Raw genomic sequence first — 17,847 nt, 5'->3', positions numbered from 1 at the left:
CGAAGCGGATGCGGCGGCCGAACGGGCCCGTGCCGAGTCGGGGGCGGCACGGGCCGCGCACCGGCACGCCGCACCGCGGTCAGTGCCGGCCCGCTCCGGTGGAGCGGGCGGGGGTCAGCCTGGTGGTCGCCGGAGGCGCCGAGGTGCTCCAGGGAGGCCGCCTGGCCGGAGTCCGCGCCGCCCGGGGTGGGTCACGGCTTACACGAATCCGGTGGCGATGTAGTCCGCCACGTTCTCCTTGCTGACCACTGCGGAGTACAGGGCGAGCGAGGTGGGGATCTCGTGCTCGGCGAGGCCGGAGACGCCGGTTCCCTGGCCGAGGGCGCGGGCGAGGTCGACGGCGGAGGCGGCCATCGTCGGCGGGTACAGGACGGTGGCCTTCAGGACGGTGTTGTCGGCCTGGATGGCTTCCATGGCGTGGAGCGATCCGGCGCCGCCGACCATGAAGAACTCGTCGCGTCCGGCCTGCGCGATGGCGCGCTCGGCTCCGATGCCCTGGTCGTCGTCGTGGTTCCAGATGGCGTCGAAGCGCGGGACCGCCTGGAGCAGCTGGGCCATCTTGGCCTGTCCGGACTCGACGGTGAAGTCGGCGGCCTGCCGCGCCACCTTGCGGATGTTGGGGTAGTTCTTCAGGGCGTCGTCGAAGCCCCTGGTGCGCTGCTGGGTGAGTTCGAGGTTGTCCAGGCCCGCGAGTTCGACGACGGTGGCCTCCGGCTTGTCCTTGAGCTGTTCGCCGATGTAGCGGCCGGCGTTGAGGCCCATGCCGTAGTTGTCGCCGCCGATCCAGGTGCGGTACGCCTGCGGGGAGTCGAAGATGCGGTCGAGGTTGATGACCGGGATGCCGGCCTCCATGGCGCGCAGGCCGACCTGGGTGAGGGCCTTGCCGTCGGCGGGCAGGATGATCAGGACGTCGACCTGCTTGTTGATCAGCGTCTCGACCTGGCCGATCTGCTGGGCCGTGTCGTTGGAGCCCTCGGTGGTCTCGAAGGTGACGTCCTCGTAGCTGGCGGCGCGCTCGGTGGCGTTGACGTTGATGGCGTTGAGCCATCCGTGGTCGGCAAGCGGGCCGGCGAAGCCGATGGTGACGTGCTTGCCGGGGGTGCTGGAGGCGTTGGCGGCCGGCGCGGCGCCGGCGCTCGTGCTCTGCGGCAGTTCGTTGCTGGTGCAGGCGCTGAGCATTCCGCCGGCCCCGAGGGCCGCGGCGCCGAGGAGGAAGCCTCTGCGTGCGGGTCTGGCGGATCCGGAGACGTTTTCGAGCATGGTGAACCTACCCGTGCGTGCGTGGGGACGGTGGTGCGGGACTCGGGACGGGCGCGGCGTCAGGCCTTGCCGCGTGCGGTCCGGCGCTGGATGAGGACGGCGGCGACGATGATGATTCCTCGGGCGATCTGCTGGACGTCGGTCTGCAGGTTGTTCAGCGCGAAGATGTTGGTGATCGTCGTGAAGATCAGGACGCCGAGGACGGAGCCGACGATCGTTCCGCGTCCGCCGCTGAGCAGCGTGCCGCCGATGATGGCCGCGGCGATGGCGTCGAGTTCGTAGAGGTTGCCGTTGGTGTTCTGGCCGGAGCCGGTGAGCACGATGAGCATGAAGGCGGCGATGCCGCAGCAGAGCCCGGAGATCAGGTAGAGGGCCAGCCGGGTGCGCTCGATCCGGATGCCGGCGAGCCGTGCCGCCTCGGGGTTGCCGCCCACCGCGAAGGCGCGGCGCCCGAAGGTGGTGCGGTTCAGCACCAGCCAGCCGATCGCGGTGACCGCCCCGAAGATCAGCACCAGGGGCGGGATGCCGAGCACGTAGCTCTCGCGGTAGCCGAGCTCCAGCAGGGCGGGGATGTCCACGACCTGGGTGGTGCCGCCGCTGATCTGCAGGGCCATGCCCCGGGCGGAGGCCAGCATGGCGAGGGTGGCGATGAAGGGCACCATGCGGCCGTACGAGACCAGCAGGCCGTTGATCAGTCCGCAGACGAGCGCCACGACGACGGCGGTGAACGCCACGCCGAAGAGGCCGTACTGCTGAGTGGCCACCGTGGTCGCCCACACCGTGGCCAGTGCCACGATGGCGCCGACCGACAGGTCGATGCCGCCGCCGATCATCACGAACGTCATCCCGACGGTGACCACGCCGATGATCGACGACTGGGTCAGGATCAGCACCAGGTTGTCGGTGGTGAAGAACTGCTCGGGGCGGGTGACCACCCCGACGACCGCGAGGGCGGCCAGCACGCCGAGGAGGGTGACGATGCGCAGGTCCAGGCGGGCGGTGAGCGCGGCGAGCGGCGTGGCGGACGGTCTGGGGCGGGATCTGTCCCCGGGGTCGCCGCCTTCCGGCCGCGGCGGGCGGACGGTCTTCGAAGCGGTGTCGCTGGTCACGAGTGGCTGCCTTCCATGACGAGGTCGAGCACGCGGTGCTCGTCGAGCTCCGTGGCGGGGGCGGTGTGGACGACGCGGCCTTCGCGCAGGACGAGGACGCGGTCGGCGAGACCGAGGACTTCGGGAACCTCGCTGGAGACGAGCAGCACCGCGAGCCCTTCGTCGGCGAGCCGCCGGATCACGGCGTAGAGCTCGGCCCGGGCGCCGACGTCGACCCCGCGGGTGGGCTCGTCCAGGAGCAGCACCCGGCAGCCGCGCAGCAACCAGCGGGCGAGCACGGCCTTCTGCTGGTTGCCGCCCGACAGGGTGCGGATGGGACGCCCCGGGTCGTCCGGGCGCAGCACGAGTTCGCGGGTGTGCTTCCGGGCCTCGCGCTCCTCCGCCGCCCGGTCGACCCATCCCCAACGGGAGTAGCGGTCGAGTGAGCTGATCGACACGTTGCGGGTGACGGACTCCAGGGTGAGCAGCGCCTGCGCCTTGCGCTCCTCGGGAGCCAGGCCGAGGCCGGCCCGCACCGCAGCGGGGACGCTGCCGGGACGAAGCCGCTTGCCGTCGACCAGTACCTGCCCGGCGGACGGCTTGCGGGCCCCGTAGATGGTCTCCAGGATCTCGGAGCGCCCAGCGCCGACGAGACCGGCGAGACCGACGATCTCGCCCGGACGGATGTCGAGGTCGACGTCGTGGAACTCGCCCTGCCGGGACAGGCCGCGCACGCTGAGCCGGGGAGGGGTGTCGGCCGGGCGCGGGGTGGCCGGGCGCTCGGGGAAGACGTGCTCGACCGCGTGCCCGGTCATCAGGGCGACCATCTCGGCCGTCGGGGTCTCCCGCGCCGGGAGGCCGCGCGCCACGGTGCGGCCGTCCTTGATCACCGTGATCCGGTCGCCGATCCGGCGGATCTCCTCCAGCCGGTGCGAGATGTAGACCACGGCCACGTTGTTGGCCGTCAGGTCGGCCACGATGCGGAAGAGGTTGGCCACCTCCTCGTCGTCGAGGACGGCGGACGGCTCGTCCATGACGATCAGCCGCACGTCGTGGGAGAGCGCCCGGGCCATGCTGACGACCTGCTTGGCCGCCGCCGGGAGGTCCTCCACCAGTCGGTCCGGGGAGATCTCCGGGTGGCCGAGGCGCGCGAGCAGTTCGCGGGCCGCCTGCCGGGCGGCGGCGGGCCGCAGGAAGCCCCCGGTGGACGGTTCGTGGCCCAGGAAGACGTTGTCGGCGACCGACAGGCTCTCGACGAGGTCCAGTTCCTGGTACATCGTGGCGATGCCCTGCCGCATCGCGGCGATGGGCGTCGGGAAGGACGTGGGCTCGCCGCGCCACAGGATGCGACCGCCGTCCGGCTGGTGGGCACCCGCGAGGACCTTGATCAGGGTGGACTTCCCCGCGCCGTTCTGCCCCAACAGGCAGTGCACTTCACCCGGCCGCACATCGAGGTCGACGCCGTCCAGGGCGCGCACTCCGGGGAATGTCTTGATGATCCCGGACATTTCCAGCAGGGCCCCGGAGGAATTCGTGCCGGGAGGCGGATCGGGGGGTACGGAGGAGAGGGGCATGCTGGCTCCTGGGAAACACGGCTGAGGCGAACTCAGGGGGAGCGATGCGCGTGGCGCCCTTTTCCCGGGGCGGCTTCATCGATTGCCTCTGGGCAACGGTCGCGCATCGTTCGGTGGTACGGCGGTGGCGCGATCTGCGCCTTCCCGGCTGTTCGGGGGGGGGGGGCGTTACGCGGCCGTGGCGGGCGCTCCGTGGCGCTCCGAGACCTGGGCGGGGGTAAGGCACCTTTCCGTTTTCGACGGATGGTGACCTCGGGCTAGAACATAGCATTCCTCCGGCATCCGAGAAAGCCGTCACCGCTTTCCGTTATTCCAGGAGGAGCGTTTCATTCGGGCGGGCCGGTGGATTCTCGGCGATGCGGACGACACCGCGTGGCCGAATGCGGGACACGGGTGTGCAACGGCGCGCCCGGCGTTTTCGCGCGGGGCGCACGGCGGCGTGCGGGCGGCCGGCGGCGACCGCACGCCGCGTGCCGGGGAGGGGGGCCGTTCCCCCGCGCGGGACACCGCACGGGGGAACGGCTGGTCGGGCACTCGGGTCAGAGCTGGCCGCGCAGTGCCTCGGACACCGACCGCAGCAGGTCGCGGGCTTCGGTGTCGTCCAGGCGCCCGGTCAGGTCGTCGAACTTGTCGAGCTCCCGGACGGCCTGCCTGGCCTTGCCCTCGGCGCTGCGTGCCTCGGCGTCGGACAGGTGCCGGATCAGGCGGTCGCCGCGCCGATCGTCGATCCGCTCCTCGGTCACGAGGCGTTCGACCAGGGCGATGGCACCGTCGAAGGTGGCCACCACGGTGAAGGGGGTGAACACCTCCGTGGTGTTGCCCGCGGCGTCGGTCACCGTCGCCGCGAGGACGTGTTCGCCGAGGCCCAGGGTGGCCGGGTCCAGGCGGACGGGCGACTCCACGGCGGTGCCGTCGACGCTGATCGCGACGTCCGCCACCCCCGAGCCGGCGTCCTGCGACGCCACCTCGGTCTCCACGATGTCGGCGAGGCCGAGCTCGTCGCCGGCCGTGATGCCGCTGAGGTTCACCGTCGGGGCGGTGGCGTCGATCGTGACCACCGTGGAGACGGTCTCGGAGACGTTGCCGGCGGTGTCGCTGGCGCGGACCTCCACGGCGTGTTCGCCGTCGTCCGTCAGGGTGATCGGTGCGGTGTACTCGCCCCAGGCTCCGTCGCCGATCCGGTACTCGGTGTACACCTGGCCGTCCCCGTCGTCGGTCGCGGTGGCGGTCACCGTGACGGGGCCGGTCCACCAGCCGTTCTCGCCGGTGGGTTCGGCGGGGTCGGTGGTGAGCTCGACGGCGGGGGCGGTGGTGTCCTCGTCGAGGACGCGGAAGTAGTCGAACAGCGCGGGCTTGGAGGCGGTCTGCTCGCCGCCGAGGGCGAAGACCCCGAAGCGGGCGCCGTCGCCGAGACCGCTGTTGGTGACCGCGGGCAGGGTGGTCCAGGTCTGCCCGTCGGCGCTGTAGGAGCCGGTGTAGGTGTCACCGGTCTTGTTCAGGCGCAGGTGCCACACGCCCTGGGTGGGGGCGGGTGAGGCGTTGGGCGCGGGTTGGACGATGGTGTCGTCGACCTCGCTGCGCAGCTCGATCCCGCGGGTGACCGGTTCACCGGGTGCGTTGGTCACGAGGTAGTCGAACTTGACGTAGGTGCCGTCGTCGGCGTAGGCCATCAGGCCGGCCTGCTGGTAGCGCTCGTCGAGGGCGGAGGCGTCGACCTTGGTCTCGATGGTCCAGTCGCCGGTCGGGGCGGGCTGGAGGACGAGGTTCTTCGGGTCGGTCGCGGTGCCCTCGTAGATGTCGCCGTCGCTGGTGTCGATGCGCAGGGCGCCGTCGGCGACCTGGCGGGCGGCCGCGTCGGGTCGGACGACGCCGGTCCAGCGGCAGGCGTCGAGTTCGGTACCGTCGAACTCGTCGCTCGGTTCCGGCGCGGTGGCGGTGTCGTCGGGGGTGATGTGGAAGTAGTCGACGGTCGCGGTCACCGGCAGCGCCTCGGCGCGGTTGGCCAGGCCGAACAGGCCGATGCGCGGGTTCTCGATGCCGGCCAGCGCCTTGGTCTGCGGCATGTCCACGAACGTCGCGCCGTCCGCGCTGTAGGAGGCCCGCAGGTTCTCCCCGTCGCTGGTGAAGCGGACGAAGAAGGTGTCCGGGAAGTCCGCGCCGAGCGCGGCGGTGTTGCTCTCGGCCACCTCGCCCGGGTTGCCCGCTTCCTCCCTGATGAACTGGAAGATCCGGCTGTCGGCGGAGGGGTCACCGGTGGAGCGCCCCTGCATCACCATCTTGGCGTAGTTGTCGTCGTCGCCGTAGACGATCAGACCGGCCTGCTGGTAGGCCAGGCGCGCCGGGAGGGTGACCTTGGCGGTGGCCTGCCAGGCCCCGTCGGGCAGCGGCTGGAGCACGATGTTCGGCGTGCCGCTGTTGCCCGTGCCGTAGATGTCGGTGGCGGTCAGCGGGAGGACGAGGTGGCCGTCGCGCACGGCGAGGTCCTGGTTCTCCCGGATCACGGTCCACCGGTCACCGTCCAGCGCGGTCCCGTCGAAGCCGTCCGAGCGGCCGGTCAGGCAGGGGTTGGTCTCGTTCCCGCCCTCGACCTGGATGGCGACGGACTGCGAGGAGCGCGCGCCGCGGGCGTCGGTGACGGTCACCTGTGCCCGGTACTCTCCGGCCCGGGTGTAGGTGTGGGTGGTGTCGGCTCCGGTGGCGGTGCCGCCGTCGCCGAAGGTCCAGGCGTAGGAGAGGGCGTCGCCGTCCGGGTCGCTCGCCTCGGCGGAGAAGTCGACCTCCAGGGGCGCGGTGCCGCGCACCGGATCGGCCGTCAGCCGCACGTCGGGGCGCTGGTTCTCGGTGACGCCCCGGCCGACGAAGTCCACCCAGTTGACGTTGAGCTCGCCGGTGGTCTTGACGAAGTACAGCGGGCCGCTGCTGGTCGCCGTCTCACCGCTCACCGCGGCACGGAAGTCCTGGTAGGTCTGCCAGGCTCCGGTGGGCTCGACCTGGATGGTGGCGACCGTGGGTCCGGTCTCCGGGTCGCCGGTGCGGACCTCGACGGTGGCCCCGGCGGTCGGCGAGGCGGCCCGCAGGCTCACCTCTTCGATGTTGGTGAGGTTGGCGGGGTCCCAGGCCCACCAGTCGCCGTCCTCGATGTACCCGATGTTCTGCCCGCCGCCCGCGGTGTCGCCGGTGGTCTCGGCCCGCACGCCCGGCTCGCCCCCGCTCGGGGCGGAGCTCAGACGGCCGGTGGTGTCGAAGTACTCGGCCTCGCGGTGCTTCGGCTGGAGCACCAGCACCGCCTGGCTGGTCAGCGCCGGCGCGTCGCCGGCCCCGTGGTCGGTGTAGGTGACCGTGACGGTGCCGAAGATGTTGGCGCCGGTGTGTCCCTCATCGCCCGGCAGCGGGAACACGCCGGTGCAGCCGCGGTACTGCTCGTAGCCGTGGGAGTGCTCGTCGTGCCCGAGCCCGGGCTGGACCACCACCTCCTGGCAGTCCACCTCGCCGTCCTCCGGGTCGGTCACCGTCACCTCGTAGGCGATGGTGTCGCCGAACTCGAAGAACCCGCCGTTCGCCGGGGCCTGCACCTCGATGGTCGGCGCGGTGTTGCCCGCCACGATCTCCAGGTTGGACACCGCGCTGCGGCCGTGGGCGTCCGTGACCGTCAGCCGTGCGGTGTAGCGGCCGGCCTCGGTGTAGGTGTGCGTCGGCGCCGCCTCGGTGCTGTCCTCGGTTCCGTCACCGTCGAAGTCCCAGGAGACGGTGACCGGTGTGCCGTCCGGGTCGTGGGACTCGGAGGAGTCGAAGCGGACCTCCAGTGGCAGCGGTCCGGAGGTGCGGTCGGTGGTGAACTGGGCGACCGGGGCGCGGTTGCCGGTGACGTAGTCGATGCGGTAGACGCCCGAGTCGGTGTTGTTGCCGCCGAAGCCGCTGCCCCACTCGATGACGTACAGCGCCCCGTCGGGGCCGAACTGCAGGGCGTGCGGGCGGGTGAACGCCATCCCCTCCAGCATCCGGGACACGTCCGACACCCCGGTGCGGTCCTCGTCGAGCTGGAGCGAGAACATCCGGCTGTCGTTCCAGTCCGCCCAGACCACCTTGCCGTCGAAGTAGGCGGGCCACTTGCGGGCGGAGTTCAGCTCGGCGTCGTACTGGTAGGCACCGCTGGTCAGCGGCGCGCCGCTGCCGCCGATCTCCGGGACGCCGCTGGTGGACTTGCCCATCCACAGCTCGGCCGGGACGGCCGCGGGCAGCTGCTGCACACCGGTGTTGTGCGGGGAGTCGTTGACCGGCGCGGCGCAGTCGAACGGCGCGCCGGCGGTGCCGGTCGCGTAGTCCAGGTCGTTGTAGGGGGTGTTGGCGCCGACGCAGTAGGGCCAGCCGTAGAAGCCGGGCTCGTCGACGATGTTCCACTCCACGCGGCCGTCCGGCCCCCGGGACGGGTTGACGCTGCCGGCGTCCGGACCGTAGTCCGCGACGAACAGCCGGTCCGTCGTCGGGTCGATGCCGATCCGGAAGGGGTTGCGGAAGCCCATGGCGAAGATCTCGGCGCGGGTCTTCTCGGTGCCCGGCGGGAAGAGGTTGCCCTCCGGCACGGTGTAGGTGCCGTCCGGCTGCGGGGTGATCCGCAGGATCTTGCCGTTCAGGACGGCGCTGTTCGCCGAGGTCGCCTGCGCGTCCCAGGCCGCGCGCCCCTCACGCTCGTCCAGCGGCGCGTAGCCGTCGGTCGGCGAGCCGAACGGGTTGGTGTTGTCGCCGGTCGCGATGTAGAGGTTGCCCTGGGTGTCGAACTCCAGCGCGCCGCCGGCGTGGCAGCACTGCTCGCGCTGGACGTCGATCTCCAGCAGCACCTCTTCGCTCGCCATGTCCAGCGTGTCGCCCTGGAGGGTGAACCGGGAGACCCGGTCGACGCTCTCGGTGCCGGCGGGCGAGTAGTACAGGTACAGCCAGCCGTTCTCGGCGAATCCCGGGTCCAGGGCGAGGCCCAGCAGGCCGAACTCCTGGCCGGTGTACACCGACAGGGTGCCGGCGGTGACGACCGATCCGTTGGTGTGCACGATGCGCACCGCGCCGTTCCGGTCGATGTAGAAGACCCGGCCGTCCTCGGCGATCGCCAGCTCCATCGGGTTGCTGGTGTTGTCGTCGAGGGTGACCTTCTCGAAGCCCTCGGTCAGGGACGCGGAGCAGTCGGCGTCCGCGACCCCGGCGGCGGTGCGGATGCCGCCCAGCAGGTGCTCCAGGAACTGCGGGTCGCTGAAGGAGGCGTCGCCGTGGCCCATGCCGGTGTACCAGGATCGGCCGCCATCGTAGTTCTGGCACCAGGCGATCGGGTGCTCCGCGCCCATCCTGCCGCCGGTGTACGAGCCCTCGTCCAGCGAGGCCAGCACGTGCACGTCGCCGCGCGGGTTGGAGCGGTAGTCGTACCACTCGTCGTGCCGCTCCCACCGCGTCGGAAGGTGGGCGGTGGACGGGTGCGCGTGGTCCTCCACCTTCACCGAGGCGTCCTGCTGGGCGGGATGGCTGGCGAAGTACGCCCCCACCAGCTCGCCGTACCACGGCCAGTCGTACTCGGTGTCCGACGCCGCGTGGACACCCGCGTACCCGCCACCGGCGCGGATGTACCGCTCGAACGCGGCCTGCTGATCGTCGTTCAGCACGTCGCCGGTCGTCGACAGCCAGATGACGACCTCGTACTGGGCCAGGTCGGCGTCGTTGAACACCGCCGCGTCCTCGGTGGCCGTCACCTCGAAGCCGTGCTCGGCCCCGAGCGCCTCGATCGCGGCGATCCCGGCGGGGATGGAACTGTGGCGGAAGCCCGCCGTCTTGCTGAACACCAGGGCGTTGAACGTCTCGTCGCCGTGGCCGGGATGGGCCGAGGCGACCGAGGCGGCACCGGGCACCGCCAGTGCCGCCGCCACCACGGTCGCGAGGACACGCCCCGCGGTTCTTCGTAGGCGACCGGATACAGGTGTCAACATCTGCTCCTCATTCAACAGGGAAGGGGCCGCGCGTCCCACGGGATCCGGGCTGCGGCACCCCGGCGGGGGGTCGATGCGGTGTGCGGCTCCGGGCGGGCGTCGCGGCGGCGCGAGTGGTGTGACGCACCGAACGATCCCGCCGCCGAAGCCCGGCCCCCGCATCCCAGCGAGCTGACGGGCGCTGGGTCTGGGGACGCGTGACGAGTCCGGGAAGGGGTGGCACCTTGGTCTTGCGCGGGTAGTTTCCAGCGAAAATCGAGGAACCGCCACCCCTAATATCTCGCAACTTTTTTCGCGACACACCGTGTCCGCCACGTCACGTGCCGCCGAGGCGTGCCGCCCCCGCGGCACTTGCGGTTCCCCCGGATGCGCTCCTACGCTCTTGCCTACCTCTTGGCGGGGCGGACGCCCGCACGCCAAGTCGGCCCGTGGTCGGCCGGTTCCCACTCACCATGCCGCCGCCCACGAGTGCTGTCGCGGCCCAGCCGCTCCCCCGGCTCCGCCTCGACCGGCCCCCACCCAGGGGGCGCGCCTGGACGCGGCCGACGGGCGCTCACGTCGTCGCACTGTCCGCCGGCGAAGCCCGTACCCGCCGCCGTCCCCCGCCATGCCACAGGTCCGGCACCTCCCCACCGACCCGAGCAGGCGGTCCAACGGCGCGGACCCACGCGCCTCGGCCCTCGCCGAGCAGGCGCCCCGGGCGGTCGGCCGGCGCCCGCACACCCCACCACCCGACTAGGTAAGGATGCCGAGCACTATGACCGACCGTAAGAAGACGCTGCGTGTGGGAATCGTCGGGTACTCGTTCATGGGTGCGGCCCACTCCCAGGCGTGGCGCACCGCCGGACGGTTCTTCGACCTCCCGCTGCGACCGGAGATGGTCGTCCTGTGCGGTCGCGACGCGACCGCCGCCGAGGCCGCAGCCGAACGGATGGGGTGGCAGGAGGTCACCACCGACTGGCGCTCCCTGGTCGAACGGGACGACATCGACGTCATCGACATCTGCACGCCCGGCGACAGCCATGCGGAGATAGCGCTCGCCGCCCTGGCCGCGGGCAAGCACGTCTTCTGTGAGAAGCCGCTGGCGAACTCGGTCTCCGACGCCGAGGCGATGAGCCGTGCCGCCCGGGAGGCCGCCGAGCGGGGGGTGCGCAGCATGGTCGGGTTCAACTACCGACGGGTCCCCGCCGCCGCGTTCGCCAGGCGCCTGGTCGCCGAGGGCAGGCTCGGCCGGATCCACCACGTCCGGGCCGTCTACCTGCAGGACTGGATCGTCGACCCCGAGTTCCCGCTGGTGTGGCGGCTCCAGCGGGAGCACGCCGGGTCGGGGGCCCTCGGGGACCTGGCCTCGCACATCGTCGACCTCGCGGAGTACATCACCGGAGACCGGATCGCCGGGGTCAGCGGGATCACCGAGACCTTCGTGAAGGAGCGCCCGATCGCCTCCGCCTCCAGCGGGCTGGCGGCGACCGGGGGTGAGTCCCGCGGGCCCGTGACGGTGGACGACGCCGCCCTGTTCCTGGCCCGGACGCACGGCGGCGCGGTCGGGACGTTCGAGGCCACCCGCTTCGCGTCGGGGCGGAAGAACGCCGCCCGGATCGAGGTCAACGGCAGTGCCGGCAGTGTGAGCTTCGACGTGGAGTCCCTCAACGAGCTGTGGTTCCACGACCACACCGAGGACGCCCGCACGGGGGGATTCCGCCGGATCCTCGTCACCGAACCGGAGCACCCCTACGCCGGCGCCTGGTGGCCGGCCGGCCACGGGCTCGGCTACGAGCACACCTTCACCCACGAGGTGGTCGACTTCGTCCGGGACATCGCCGACGGGCGGGATCCGAGCCCTTCGTTCGCCGACGGGCTGCGCGTCCAGCGCGTCCTCGACGCGGTGGAGCGTTCCGCCGCGGACCAGGCGCGGTGGCAGGAGATCCCCGCGTAGGGGTTGCGTCCCGGTCCCTGCGCGTGCCCGCGACGGGCACCGTCACCGCGTGTCGCGCCGCCGGTTCCGGCGGCGCGACACGCGGGGGGACCGAAACTCGACCGCTCCCGCCGCAGCCGCGAGGCGTCGGCGAAGGGTGGGCGGGCCGGTGTCCGGCCCGCCCACCCTTCGCCGTTCGGTGGGACCGCGGGTCAGCCCTTCTCCTCGAACCAGCCGGTCTCCCGGCGGCGCAGCTCGGGCGGGCGGCGTTCGCCGGTGGGGGCGCTCCAGGCGACGGCGTTGGCGATCACCCGGCGCACGTCCGGGTGGTCGTAGACGGGGTAGTCCTGGTCGCCGGGGCTGAAGTAGAAGATCCGCCCGCTGCCGCGGCGGTAGGCGCAGCCGGAGCGGAACACCTCGCCGCCGGAGAAGGAACTGATGAAGACGAGTTCGTCCGGCTGCGGCACGTCGAACGGCTCCCCGTACATCTCCTGGCGGTCGATCACGACGGGGCTCGGCACCCCGGCCGCGACGGGATGGCCGGGCGCCACCGTCCACACGAGCTCACGGTCCTCGGCGCTGCGCCAGTTCAGCGTGCAGGTGGTGCCCATCAGCCGGACGAACGGCTTGGACCAGTGCGCGGAGTGCAGCGGAACGAACCCCATGCCGGCCAGCACGTGCCGCTGCACCCGCTCGGCGACCTCGTCGGCGACCCGATGGTGGGCTCGGTTGCCCCACCAGACCAGCACGTCGGTGGCGGCCAGCACCTCCTCGGTCAGGCCGTGCTCCGGTTCGTCCAGCGTCGCGGTACGCACGGAGACCGCGTCACCGTGGTGTTCGACGATGGCGGAGGCCACCGCCCCGTGAATGCCGTCGGGATACCGTTCGGCCACCGCCGGCCTGGTGGTCTCGTGGACGTTCTCGTTCCACACGGTGACCCGCAGCCGGCGGGCGGTGGTGACCTCGGACATCGTGCGCGTTCTCCTGGGCTGTGCTGATCGGCGATCGGTGCGGGAAGGGTCAGTCGCCGGAGCTGAACGCGGCGTCGAAGGACTGCTTGGGCGGCTCGATCCGGGTGAGGGCGCGGATGAAGGCGAGGGCGTCGGGCCCACCCACGAGGCGGTCCATGCCGGCGTCCTCCCACTCGACGCTGATCGGGCCGTCGTAGCCGATGGAGTTGAGCATCCGGAACACCGGCTCCCACGGCACGTCGCCGTGGCCGGTGGAGACGAAGTCCCAGCCGCGCCGCGGGTCGCCCCAGGGCAGGTGGGAGCCGAGGCGGCCGTTGCGCCCGTTGAGCTGCTTGACCGACTCCTTGCAGTCCACGTGGTAGATCCGGTCGCGGAAGTCCCACAGGAAGCCGACCGGGTCGAGGTCCTGCCAGACGAAGTGGCTGGGGTCGAAGTTGAGGCCGAACGCCTCCCGGCGGTCGACGGCCTCCAGCGCGCGCACGGTGGACCAGTAGTCGTAGGCGATCTCCCCCGGGTGCACCTCGTGGGCGAAGCGCACGCCCTCGGAGTCGAAGACGTCGAGGATCGGGTTCCAGCGGTCGGCGAAGTCCTGGTAGCCGCGGTCGATCATGGCCGGTGGGACCGGGGGGAACATGGCGACGGTGTGCCAGATCGACGAGCCGGTGAAGCCGACCACGGTGCGCACGCCGAGCTTGGCCGCGGCGCGGGCGGTGTTCTTGATCTCCTCCGCGGCGCGCTGCCGCACGCCCTCCGCCTCGCCGTCGCCCCACAGGCGCGCGGGCAGGATGCCCTGGTGGCGCTCGTCGATGGGGTGGTCGCACACCGCCTGGCCGGTGAGGTGACAGGAGATCGTGAAGACCTGCAGGTTGTAGCGGTCGAGGATCTCGCGCCGCCCGCGGACGTAGGAGTCGTCCGCCACCGCGCGGTCCACCTCGAAGTGGTCGCCCCAGCACGCGATCTCCAGACCGTCGTAGCCCCAACCGGAGGCGAGCCGGCACACCTCCTCGAACGGCAGGTCGGCGAACTGGCCGGTGAACAGGGTGACGGGGCGCGGCATGGGAGTCTCCTTCGTGCGGCGTCGCGGCGTTGCGGCGTGCTCCGCTGCGACGGGCGGCGTTGCGGCGTGCGGACGGGGCCATGCATACGGACCGGGACGGGGGGCGCCCCGTCGTCCTCACGGCGGCGGACGGCGAAGCCGTGAGGTGTCGACGCGAGGCCCTGCCGGTCGAGGGTTCCGGTAGAAGTGTCGAGATTTTCGAAAGAATCGGTAGCGAAGCTAGACCACCCGTCGCGCGGCCGTCAAGATGCTGACCAGGGATCCGTCCGGCCGTCGTGCGTGCTCCCGCTAGAGTGGTTTCGAAAATCCGGTACAGAGCGGAGAGCAGCGTGATCGAGTCAGGAAGGAGCCGCCCCACCCTCGCCCAGATCGCGGCGGCGGCCGGCGTGTCCGTCTCGACGGTCTCCAAGGTGCTGAACGGCCGCGACGACGTCTCGCCGGCGACCCGCAAGCGGATCGACAAGGTCCTGCGCGGACACGGATACACCCGGCGCGGGGTGTCGGTGTCCGTTGCCGAACCGGCCGCGAAGACCGTGGACCTGGTCCTCAGCGGCCTCGACGGCTCCTGGCCGGCGAGCGTCGCCAGCGGCATGGAGGCCGCGGCGTTCGAGGCGGGCCTGCACGTGGTGGTCTCGGTCGCGAGGACGGGCGGCCCCGAGGACGACTCCTCGTCCGACTGGGTCGACCGCATTCTCGGCAGGGGTACCGCGGGAGTGGTGCTCGGCCTGGTGGAACCGTCCCCCCAGCAGCTCGCCCGCCTCGCCGAGGCACAGGTGCCCTGCGTCGTCATCGACCCGCTCAGCGACCCGCCTCCCGGGGTGATCTCGGTGGGCACGACCAACTGGAGCGGCGCCTACGAGGCCACCACCCACCTCCTGGAACAGGGACACCGCCGGATCGGCCTGGTCACCGGCCCGCCGCAGCACCTCTACGCGAAGGCGCGCATCGCGGGCTACCGCTCGGCCATGGCCGCCGCCGGGGTCGAGACGCCACCGGAGCTCGTCCGCAACGGGAACTACGACCGTGCCAGCGGCAGGGAGCAGGTCCGTGCGCTGATCGAACTCCCGGAGCCGCCCACCGCGCTGTTCATCTGCTCCGACCACATGGCCATCGGCGGCTACGAGACCCTGACGCAGGCCGGCCTGCGGGTGCCCGACGACATCAGCGTGGTGGGCTTCGACGACCTGCCCGAGGCGCGCTGGGTCTCCCCTCCGCTGACGACGGTGCGCCAGCCGCTCAAGGAGATGGGCAGCATCGCCCTGCGCACACTGGTCCGCCTGATGCGCGGCGAGCACCTGGAGAGCATGCGCGCCGAGCTGGCCACCACACTCGTTCGCCGCGAGAGCACACGGCCCCGCGTCTCGACCGACCAACGCCCGTCCCCGAAGGCGGCAGGGGGGCGTGGCTGAGGGTCCCCGTCCCGAGCCCGAGACCCCGCGGAGGGGTCGCCGAGGCACCGTGTGCGCGATCAACCGACGAGGCGGTGGAGCGCGTTGCGCGGGGCGGCATCAGCGGGGTTCGGCGGACTGGTCACCGGTGACCTGGTCGAGGTCGTGAGTGGCCTGGGCGAGCAGGTCGAGCATGGCCTGCTCCGCGCGGGCCGCGTCCCGGTCGCGCACGGCGTCGAGGACGGCCTGGTGGCTGGGGAGCGGGTCGGAGGCCTGACCGTGGGAGTGCACCACGCGGTCACGCTCGCGCAGCCCCGGCTCCAGGAGCAGGTCCATGCGGGCCAGCAGTTCGTTGCCCGTGGCGTTGAGCAGGGCCCGGTGGAAGGCCGCGTCCGCCTCGGCGGCTTCCGCGGGGGAACCGACGTGGGTCTCCGCCATGGCGTCGAGGGCCACCTGCATGGCCCGCAGGTCTTCGTCGGTGCGATGGAGTGCGGCCCGGTGCGCGGCGGCGGGTTCCACGATGGAGCGGACGTCGGCCAGGTCCCGCATCAGGCGCTTGCCTCCGCCGGTTTCCACCTGCCAGCGCATGAGGTCCGCGTCGAGGAGGTTCCAGTGCCTGCGCTCCCGGACGAAGGTGCCGCGTCTCTGGCGGGCGTCGATCAGGCCCTTGCCGGCCAGCACCTTCATGGACTCGCGCATGACGGTCAGGCTGACGTCCAGTTCCTCACCGAGCGCGCGGACGTCCAGGATCGCGCCTTCGGGCAGGTCACCGCCGACGATGCGCGCGCCGAGGGCGTGCACGATCTGCCCGTGCACCCCTCGGCCGGTGTAGGACGCCATCTGCGGTTCTCCTAGCGGTGGGAAGCGGTGTCGTGCTGGACGTCCCCCATCCTAGCCTGAACGTTAATTATGAATACATTTTTGGCAGGGGTGCGGGCCCACCACGATGAACGCACATCACCGAGCCGCTGAGCGGTACGGGGGATCGAGGCGCCGGGCACCGGACGGGCTCAGCGCACGGCCGCGCCGGGCGCGGCGTCCAGCAGGGGCAGTTCGTCGCGGTGGGGCAGTCCTTCCCAGTCGCCGGGGCAGGCGACCGCGAACGCGGCGGTGCGGACCGCCCTGCGCAGCCGTTGTTCGGCCGGCAGCTCGTCCAGCACACCGGAGAGGTATCCGGCGCAGAACGCGTCACCGGCGCCCACCGTGTCGGCCACGGGCACGGGATGGGCCGGAGCGTGCAGGACCCGGTCGGCGCCGAGGTACAGGTCCGCGCCCTGGGCTCCCCGCTTGAGCACCACCTCCCGCACCCCCTCGGCGAGCAGCTCCGCCACGCGGTCGGCCTCCGGCGTCCCGGGGCCTCCGGCGATCAGGGGCAGCTCGTCGTCGGAGGCGATGACGATGTCGATCAGACCGCGCAGCGGCCGCAGGGCCGACGCGGCGGTTGCCGCGTCCCACAGGCGGTCGCGGTGGTTGACGTCGAGGGACACGGTCCAGCCGTGCCCGGCGGCGTGTCGGGCGGCGTCCCGCACGGTGTCCAGGGGGCCGGGGCCGAGCGCGCAGGTGATGCCGGTCAGGTGCAGGAGGCGCGCGCCGGAGGCCAGAGCGCCTCGGAGGTGCTCCGGCCGCATCTGGGACGCGGCGGATCCGGCACGCCAGTAGTGCACGCGGGCCAGGTCGGCGACCCGCCGCTCGCGCAGCATGGCACCGGTGGGGGCGCCGGCGTCGACGGTGGCGTGTCCCACGTGCACGCCTTCGCCGCGCAGCGTGCGCAGGATCATCCGGCCCGGCTCGTCGGCACCGACCCGGCCGGCCCAGGCGACCTGGTGGCCGAGGCGGGCGAGTCCCACCGCCACGTTGGACTCCGCGCCCGCGACCGCGGTGCGGGCCGGGCCGCCGGAGGTCAGCGCTCCTTCCACCTGGAGCGAGAGCATGGTCTCACCGAACGTCAGGGCCTGCAGCGGGGTGGTGCTCACGCGGCGGCTCCCGCCGCGCACACGGTCAGGAACTCCCGGGCCCGGGCACGCAACCGGGCCAGGTCGCCGCCCCGCGGGGCGTCGCCGAGCAGGGGCGAGCCCACCCCCACGGCCACGGCGCCGGCGGCGAAGTAGGCGCGGGCCGCGTCCGCGTCCACTCCGCCCACCGGCACGAACGGTATGTCGGGCAGCGGGTCGCGCAGCGCGCGCAGATAGCCGGGGCCGCCCAGCGAGGCGGGGAACAGCTTGACCGCGCTCGCGCCGGAACGCATCGCGACGACGGCTTCCGTCGGCGTGAGCGCTCCGGCCAGCACGGGTACCCCGAGCGCGAGGGCGTGCTCGAAGCCCTTGTCCAGGGCGGGTGTCACCATCCACTGGGCTCCCGCGTCGCGGGCCCGCAGGGCGTCCTGGGGGGTGACGACCGTTCCCGCTCCGATGAGGGCGTCGGTTCCCGCTTCCTCGACGGCCTGGGCGATCACGGCTTCGGCGCCGGGCGTCGTCAACGAGATCTCGATCAGGCGCACGCCCTCCTCGGCGAGGGCCAGTACGCTGCCCAGCGCGGCCTTGGGATCGCTGCCGCGCACGATGGCCGCCAGCCGGTGGCGACGCAGTTCGTGCGTGAAGTCGGTGTGCTCCGGCATGCGTTCTCCTCCGTCGT

At 72.2% G+C, this 17,847-nt stretch carries 11 protein-coding genes; 2 read left to right on the top strand and 9 right to left on the bottom strand.

The features are described from left to right. Positions 1–198: 198 nt before the first annotated feature. The 4 genes from FHU37_RS04020 to FHU37_RS04005 all read right to left on the bottom strand — a co-directional run bounded on the left by FHU37_RS04020 (position 199) and on the right by FHU37_RS04005 (position 9,828). Complete coding sequence (locus FHU37_RS04020) at positions 199–1,260, bottom strand: substrate-binding domain-containing protein (RefSeq protein WP_179812846.1); 1,062 nt, start codon at positions 1,258–1,260, stop codon at positions 199–201. A gap of 59 nt (positions 1,261–1,319) precedes the next feature. Beyond that, the gene (locus FHU37_RS04015) at positions 1,320–2,369 is read right to left on the bottom strand and encodes an ABC transporter permease (RefSeq protein ID WP_179812845.1); all 1,050 of its coding nucleotides are present in this window, start codon (positions 2,367–2,369) and stop codon (positions 1,320–1,322) included. After that, on the bottom strand, positions 2,366–3,922 hold the full coding sequence (locus FHU37_RS04010; protein ID WP_179812844.1) for a sugar ABC transporter ATP-binding protein: 1,557 nt from the start codon (positions 3,920–3,922) through the stop codon (positions 2,366–2,368). The genes FHU37_RS04015 and FHU37_RS04010 overlap by 4 nt, the downstream gene beginning before the upstream one ends. Before the next feature lie 539 nt (positions 3,923–4,461). Beyond that, positions 4,462–9,828, bottom strand: a complete 5,367-nt coding sequence (locus FHU37_RS04005; RefSeq protein WP_312892413.1) for a ThuA domain-containing protein — start codon at positions 9,826–9,828, stop codon at positions 4,462–4,464. Positions 9,829–10,642: 814 nt separating this feature from the next. Here FHU37_RS04005 and FHU37_RS04000 point away from each other — a divergent pair. Next, positions 10,643–11,821 carry a Gfo/Idh/MocA family protein gene (locus tag FHU37_RS04000; protein WP_179812842.1) on the top strand — a complete coding sequence of 393 codons (1,179 nt, stop codon included), beginning with the start codon at positions 10,643–10,645 and terminating at the stop codon, positions 11,819–11,821. Positions 11,822–12,012: 191 nt separating this feature from the next. Here the strand turns inward: FHU37_RS04000 and FHU37_RS03995 are convergent, their stop codons facing one another. Next, positions 12,013–12,771, bottom strand: coding sequence for a ThuA domain-containing protein (locus tag FHU37_RS03995; protein ID WP_179812841.1), 759 nt, complete (start codon positions 12,769–12,771; stop codon positions 12,013–12,015). Between the two features lie 49 nt (positions 12,772–12,820). Next, positions 12,821–13,828, bottom strand: a complete 1,008-nt coding sequence (locus FHU37_RS03990; protein ID WP_179812840.1) for a sugar phosphate isomerase/epimerase family protein — start codon at positions 13,826–13,828, stop codon at positions 12,821–12,823. 329 nt (positions 13,829–14,157) lie between these two features. Here FHU37_RS03990 and FHU37_RS03985 point away from each other — a divergent pair, with 329 nt between their 5' ends. Continuing rightward, positions 14,158–15,237 carry a LacI family DNA-binding transcriptional regulator gene (locus FHU37_RS03985; protein WP_312892412.1) on the top strand — a complete coding sequence of 360 codons (1,080 nt, stop codon included), beginning with the start codon at positions 14,158–14,160 and terminating at the stop codon, positions 15,235–15,237. Positions 15,238–15,336: 99 nt separating this feature from the next. Here FHU37_RS03985 and FHU37_RS03980 read toward each other — a convergent pair whose 3' ends face one another. The 3 genes from FHU37_RS03980 to FHU37_RS03970 form a co-directional block, all read right to left on the bottom strand. After that, a complete protein-coding gene (locus tag FHU37_RS03980; protein WP_179812839.1) occupies positions 15,337–16,056 on the bottom strand; it encodes a FadR/GntR family transcriptional regulator in 720 nt (239 codons plus the stop codon). A gap of 170 nt (positions 16,057–16,226) precedes the next feature. Continuing rightward, positions 16,227–17,147, bottom strand: a complete 921-nt coding sequence (locus FHU37_RS03975; protein WP_179816001.1) for a sugar kinase — start codon at positions 17,145–17,147, stop codon at positions 16,227–16,229. A 38-nt stretch (positions 17,148–17,185) separates the two neighbouring features. Continuing rightward, entirely contained in the window at positions 17,186–17,830 is a 645-nt protein-coding gene (locus FHU37_RS03970) for a bifunctional 4-hydroxy-2-oxoglutarate aldolase/2-dehydro-3-deoxy-phosphogluconate aldolase (RefSeq protein WP_179812838.1), read from the bottom strand. Positions 17,831–17,847: the final 17 nt, after the last annotated feature.

The organism is Allostreptomyces psammosilenae (assembly GCF_013407765.1).
GTDB lineage: Bacteria > Actinomycetota > Actinomycetes > Streptomycetales > Streptomycetaceae > Allostreptomyces > Allostreptomyces psammosilenae.
This window is presented reverse-complemented; position numbering and strand designations above follow the sequence as displayed.

Bases quoted from the DNA above. Each gene is read 5' to 3' on its own strand.
- FHU37_RS04020 (WP_179812846.1), bottom strand. From the start codon at position 1,260: ATGCTCGAAAACGTCTCCGGATCCGCCAGACCCGCACGCAGAGGCTTC.
- FHU37_RS04010 (WP_179812844.1), bottom strand. From the start codon at position 3,922: ATGCCCCTCTCCTCCGTACCCCCCGATCCGCCTCCCGGCACGAATTCC.
- FHU37_RS04000 (WP_179812842.1), top strand. From the start codon at position 10,643: ATGACCGACCGTAAGAAGACGCTGCGTGTGGGAATCGTCGGGTACTCG.
- FHU37_RS03995 (WP_179812841.1), bottom strand. From the start codon at position 12,771: ATGTCCGAGGTCACCACCGCCCGCCGGCTGCGGGTCACCGTGTGGAAC.
- FHU37_RS03990 (WP_179812840.1), bottom strand. From the start codon at position 13,828: ATGCCGCGCCCCGTCACCCTGTTCACCGGCCAGTTCGCCGACCTGCCG.
- FHU37_RS03980 (WP_179812839.1), bottom strand. From the start codon at position 16,056: ATGGCGTCCTACACCGGCCGAGGGGTGCACGGGCAGATCGTGCACGCC.
- FHU37_RS03975 (WP_179816001.1), bottom strand. From the start codon at position 17,147: ATGCTCTCGCTCCAGGTGGAAGGAGCGCTGACCTCCGGCGGCCCGGCC.
- FHU37_RS03970 (WP_179812838.1), bottom strand. From the start codon at position 17,830: ATGCCGGAGCACACCGACTTCACGCACGAACTGCGTCGCCACCGGCTG.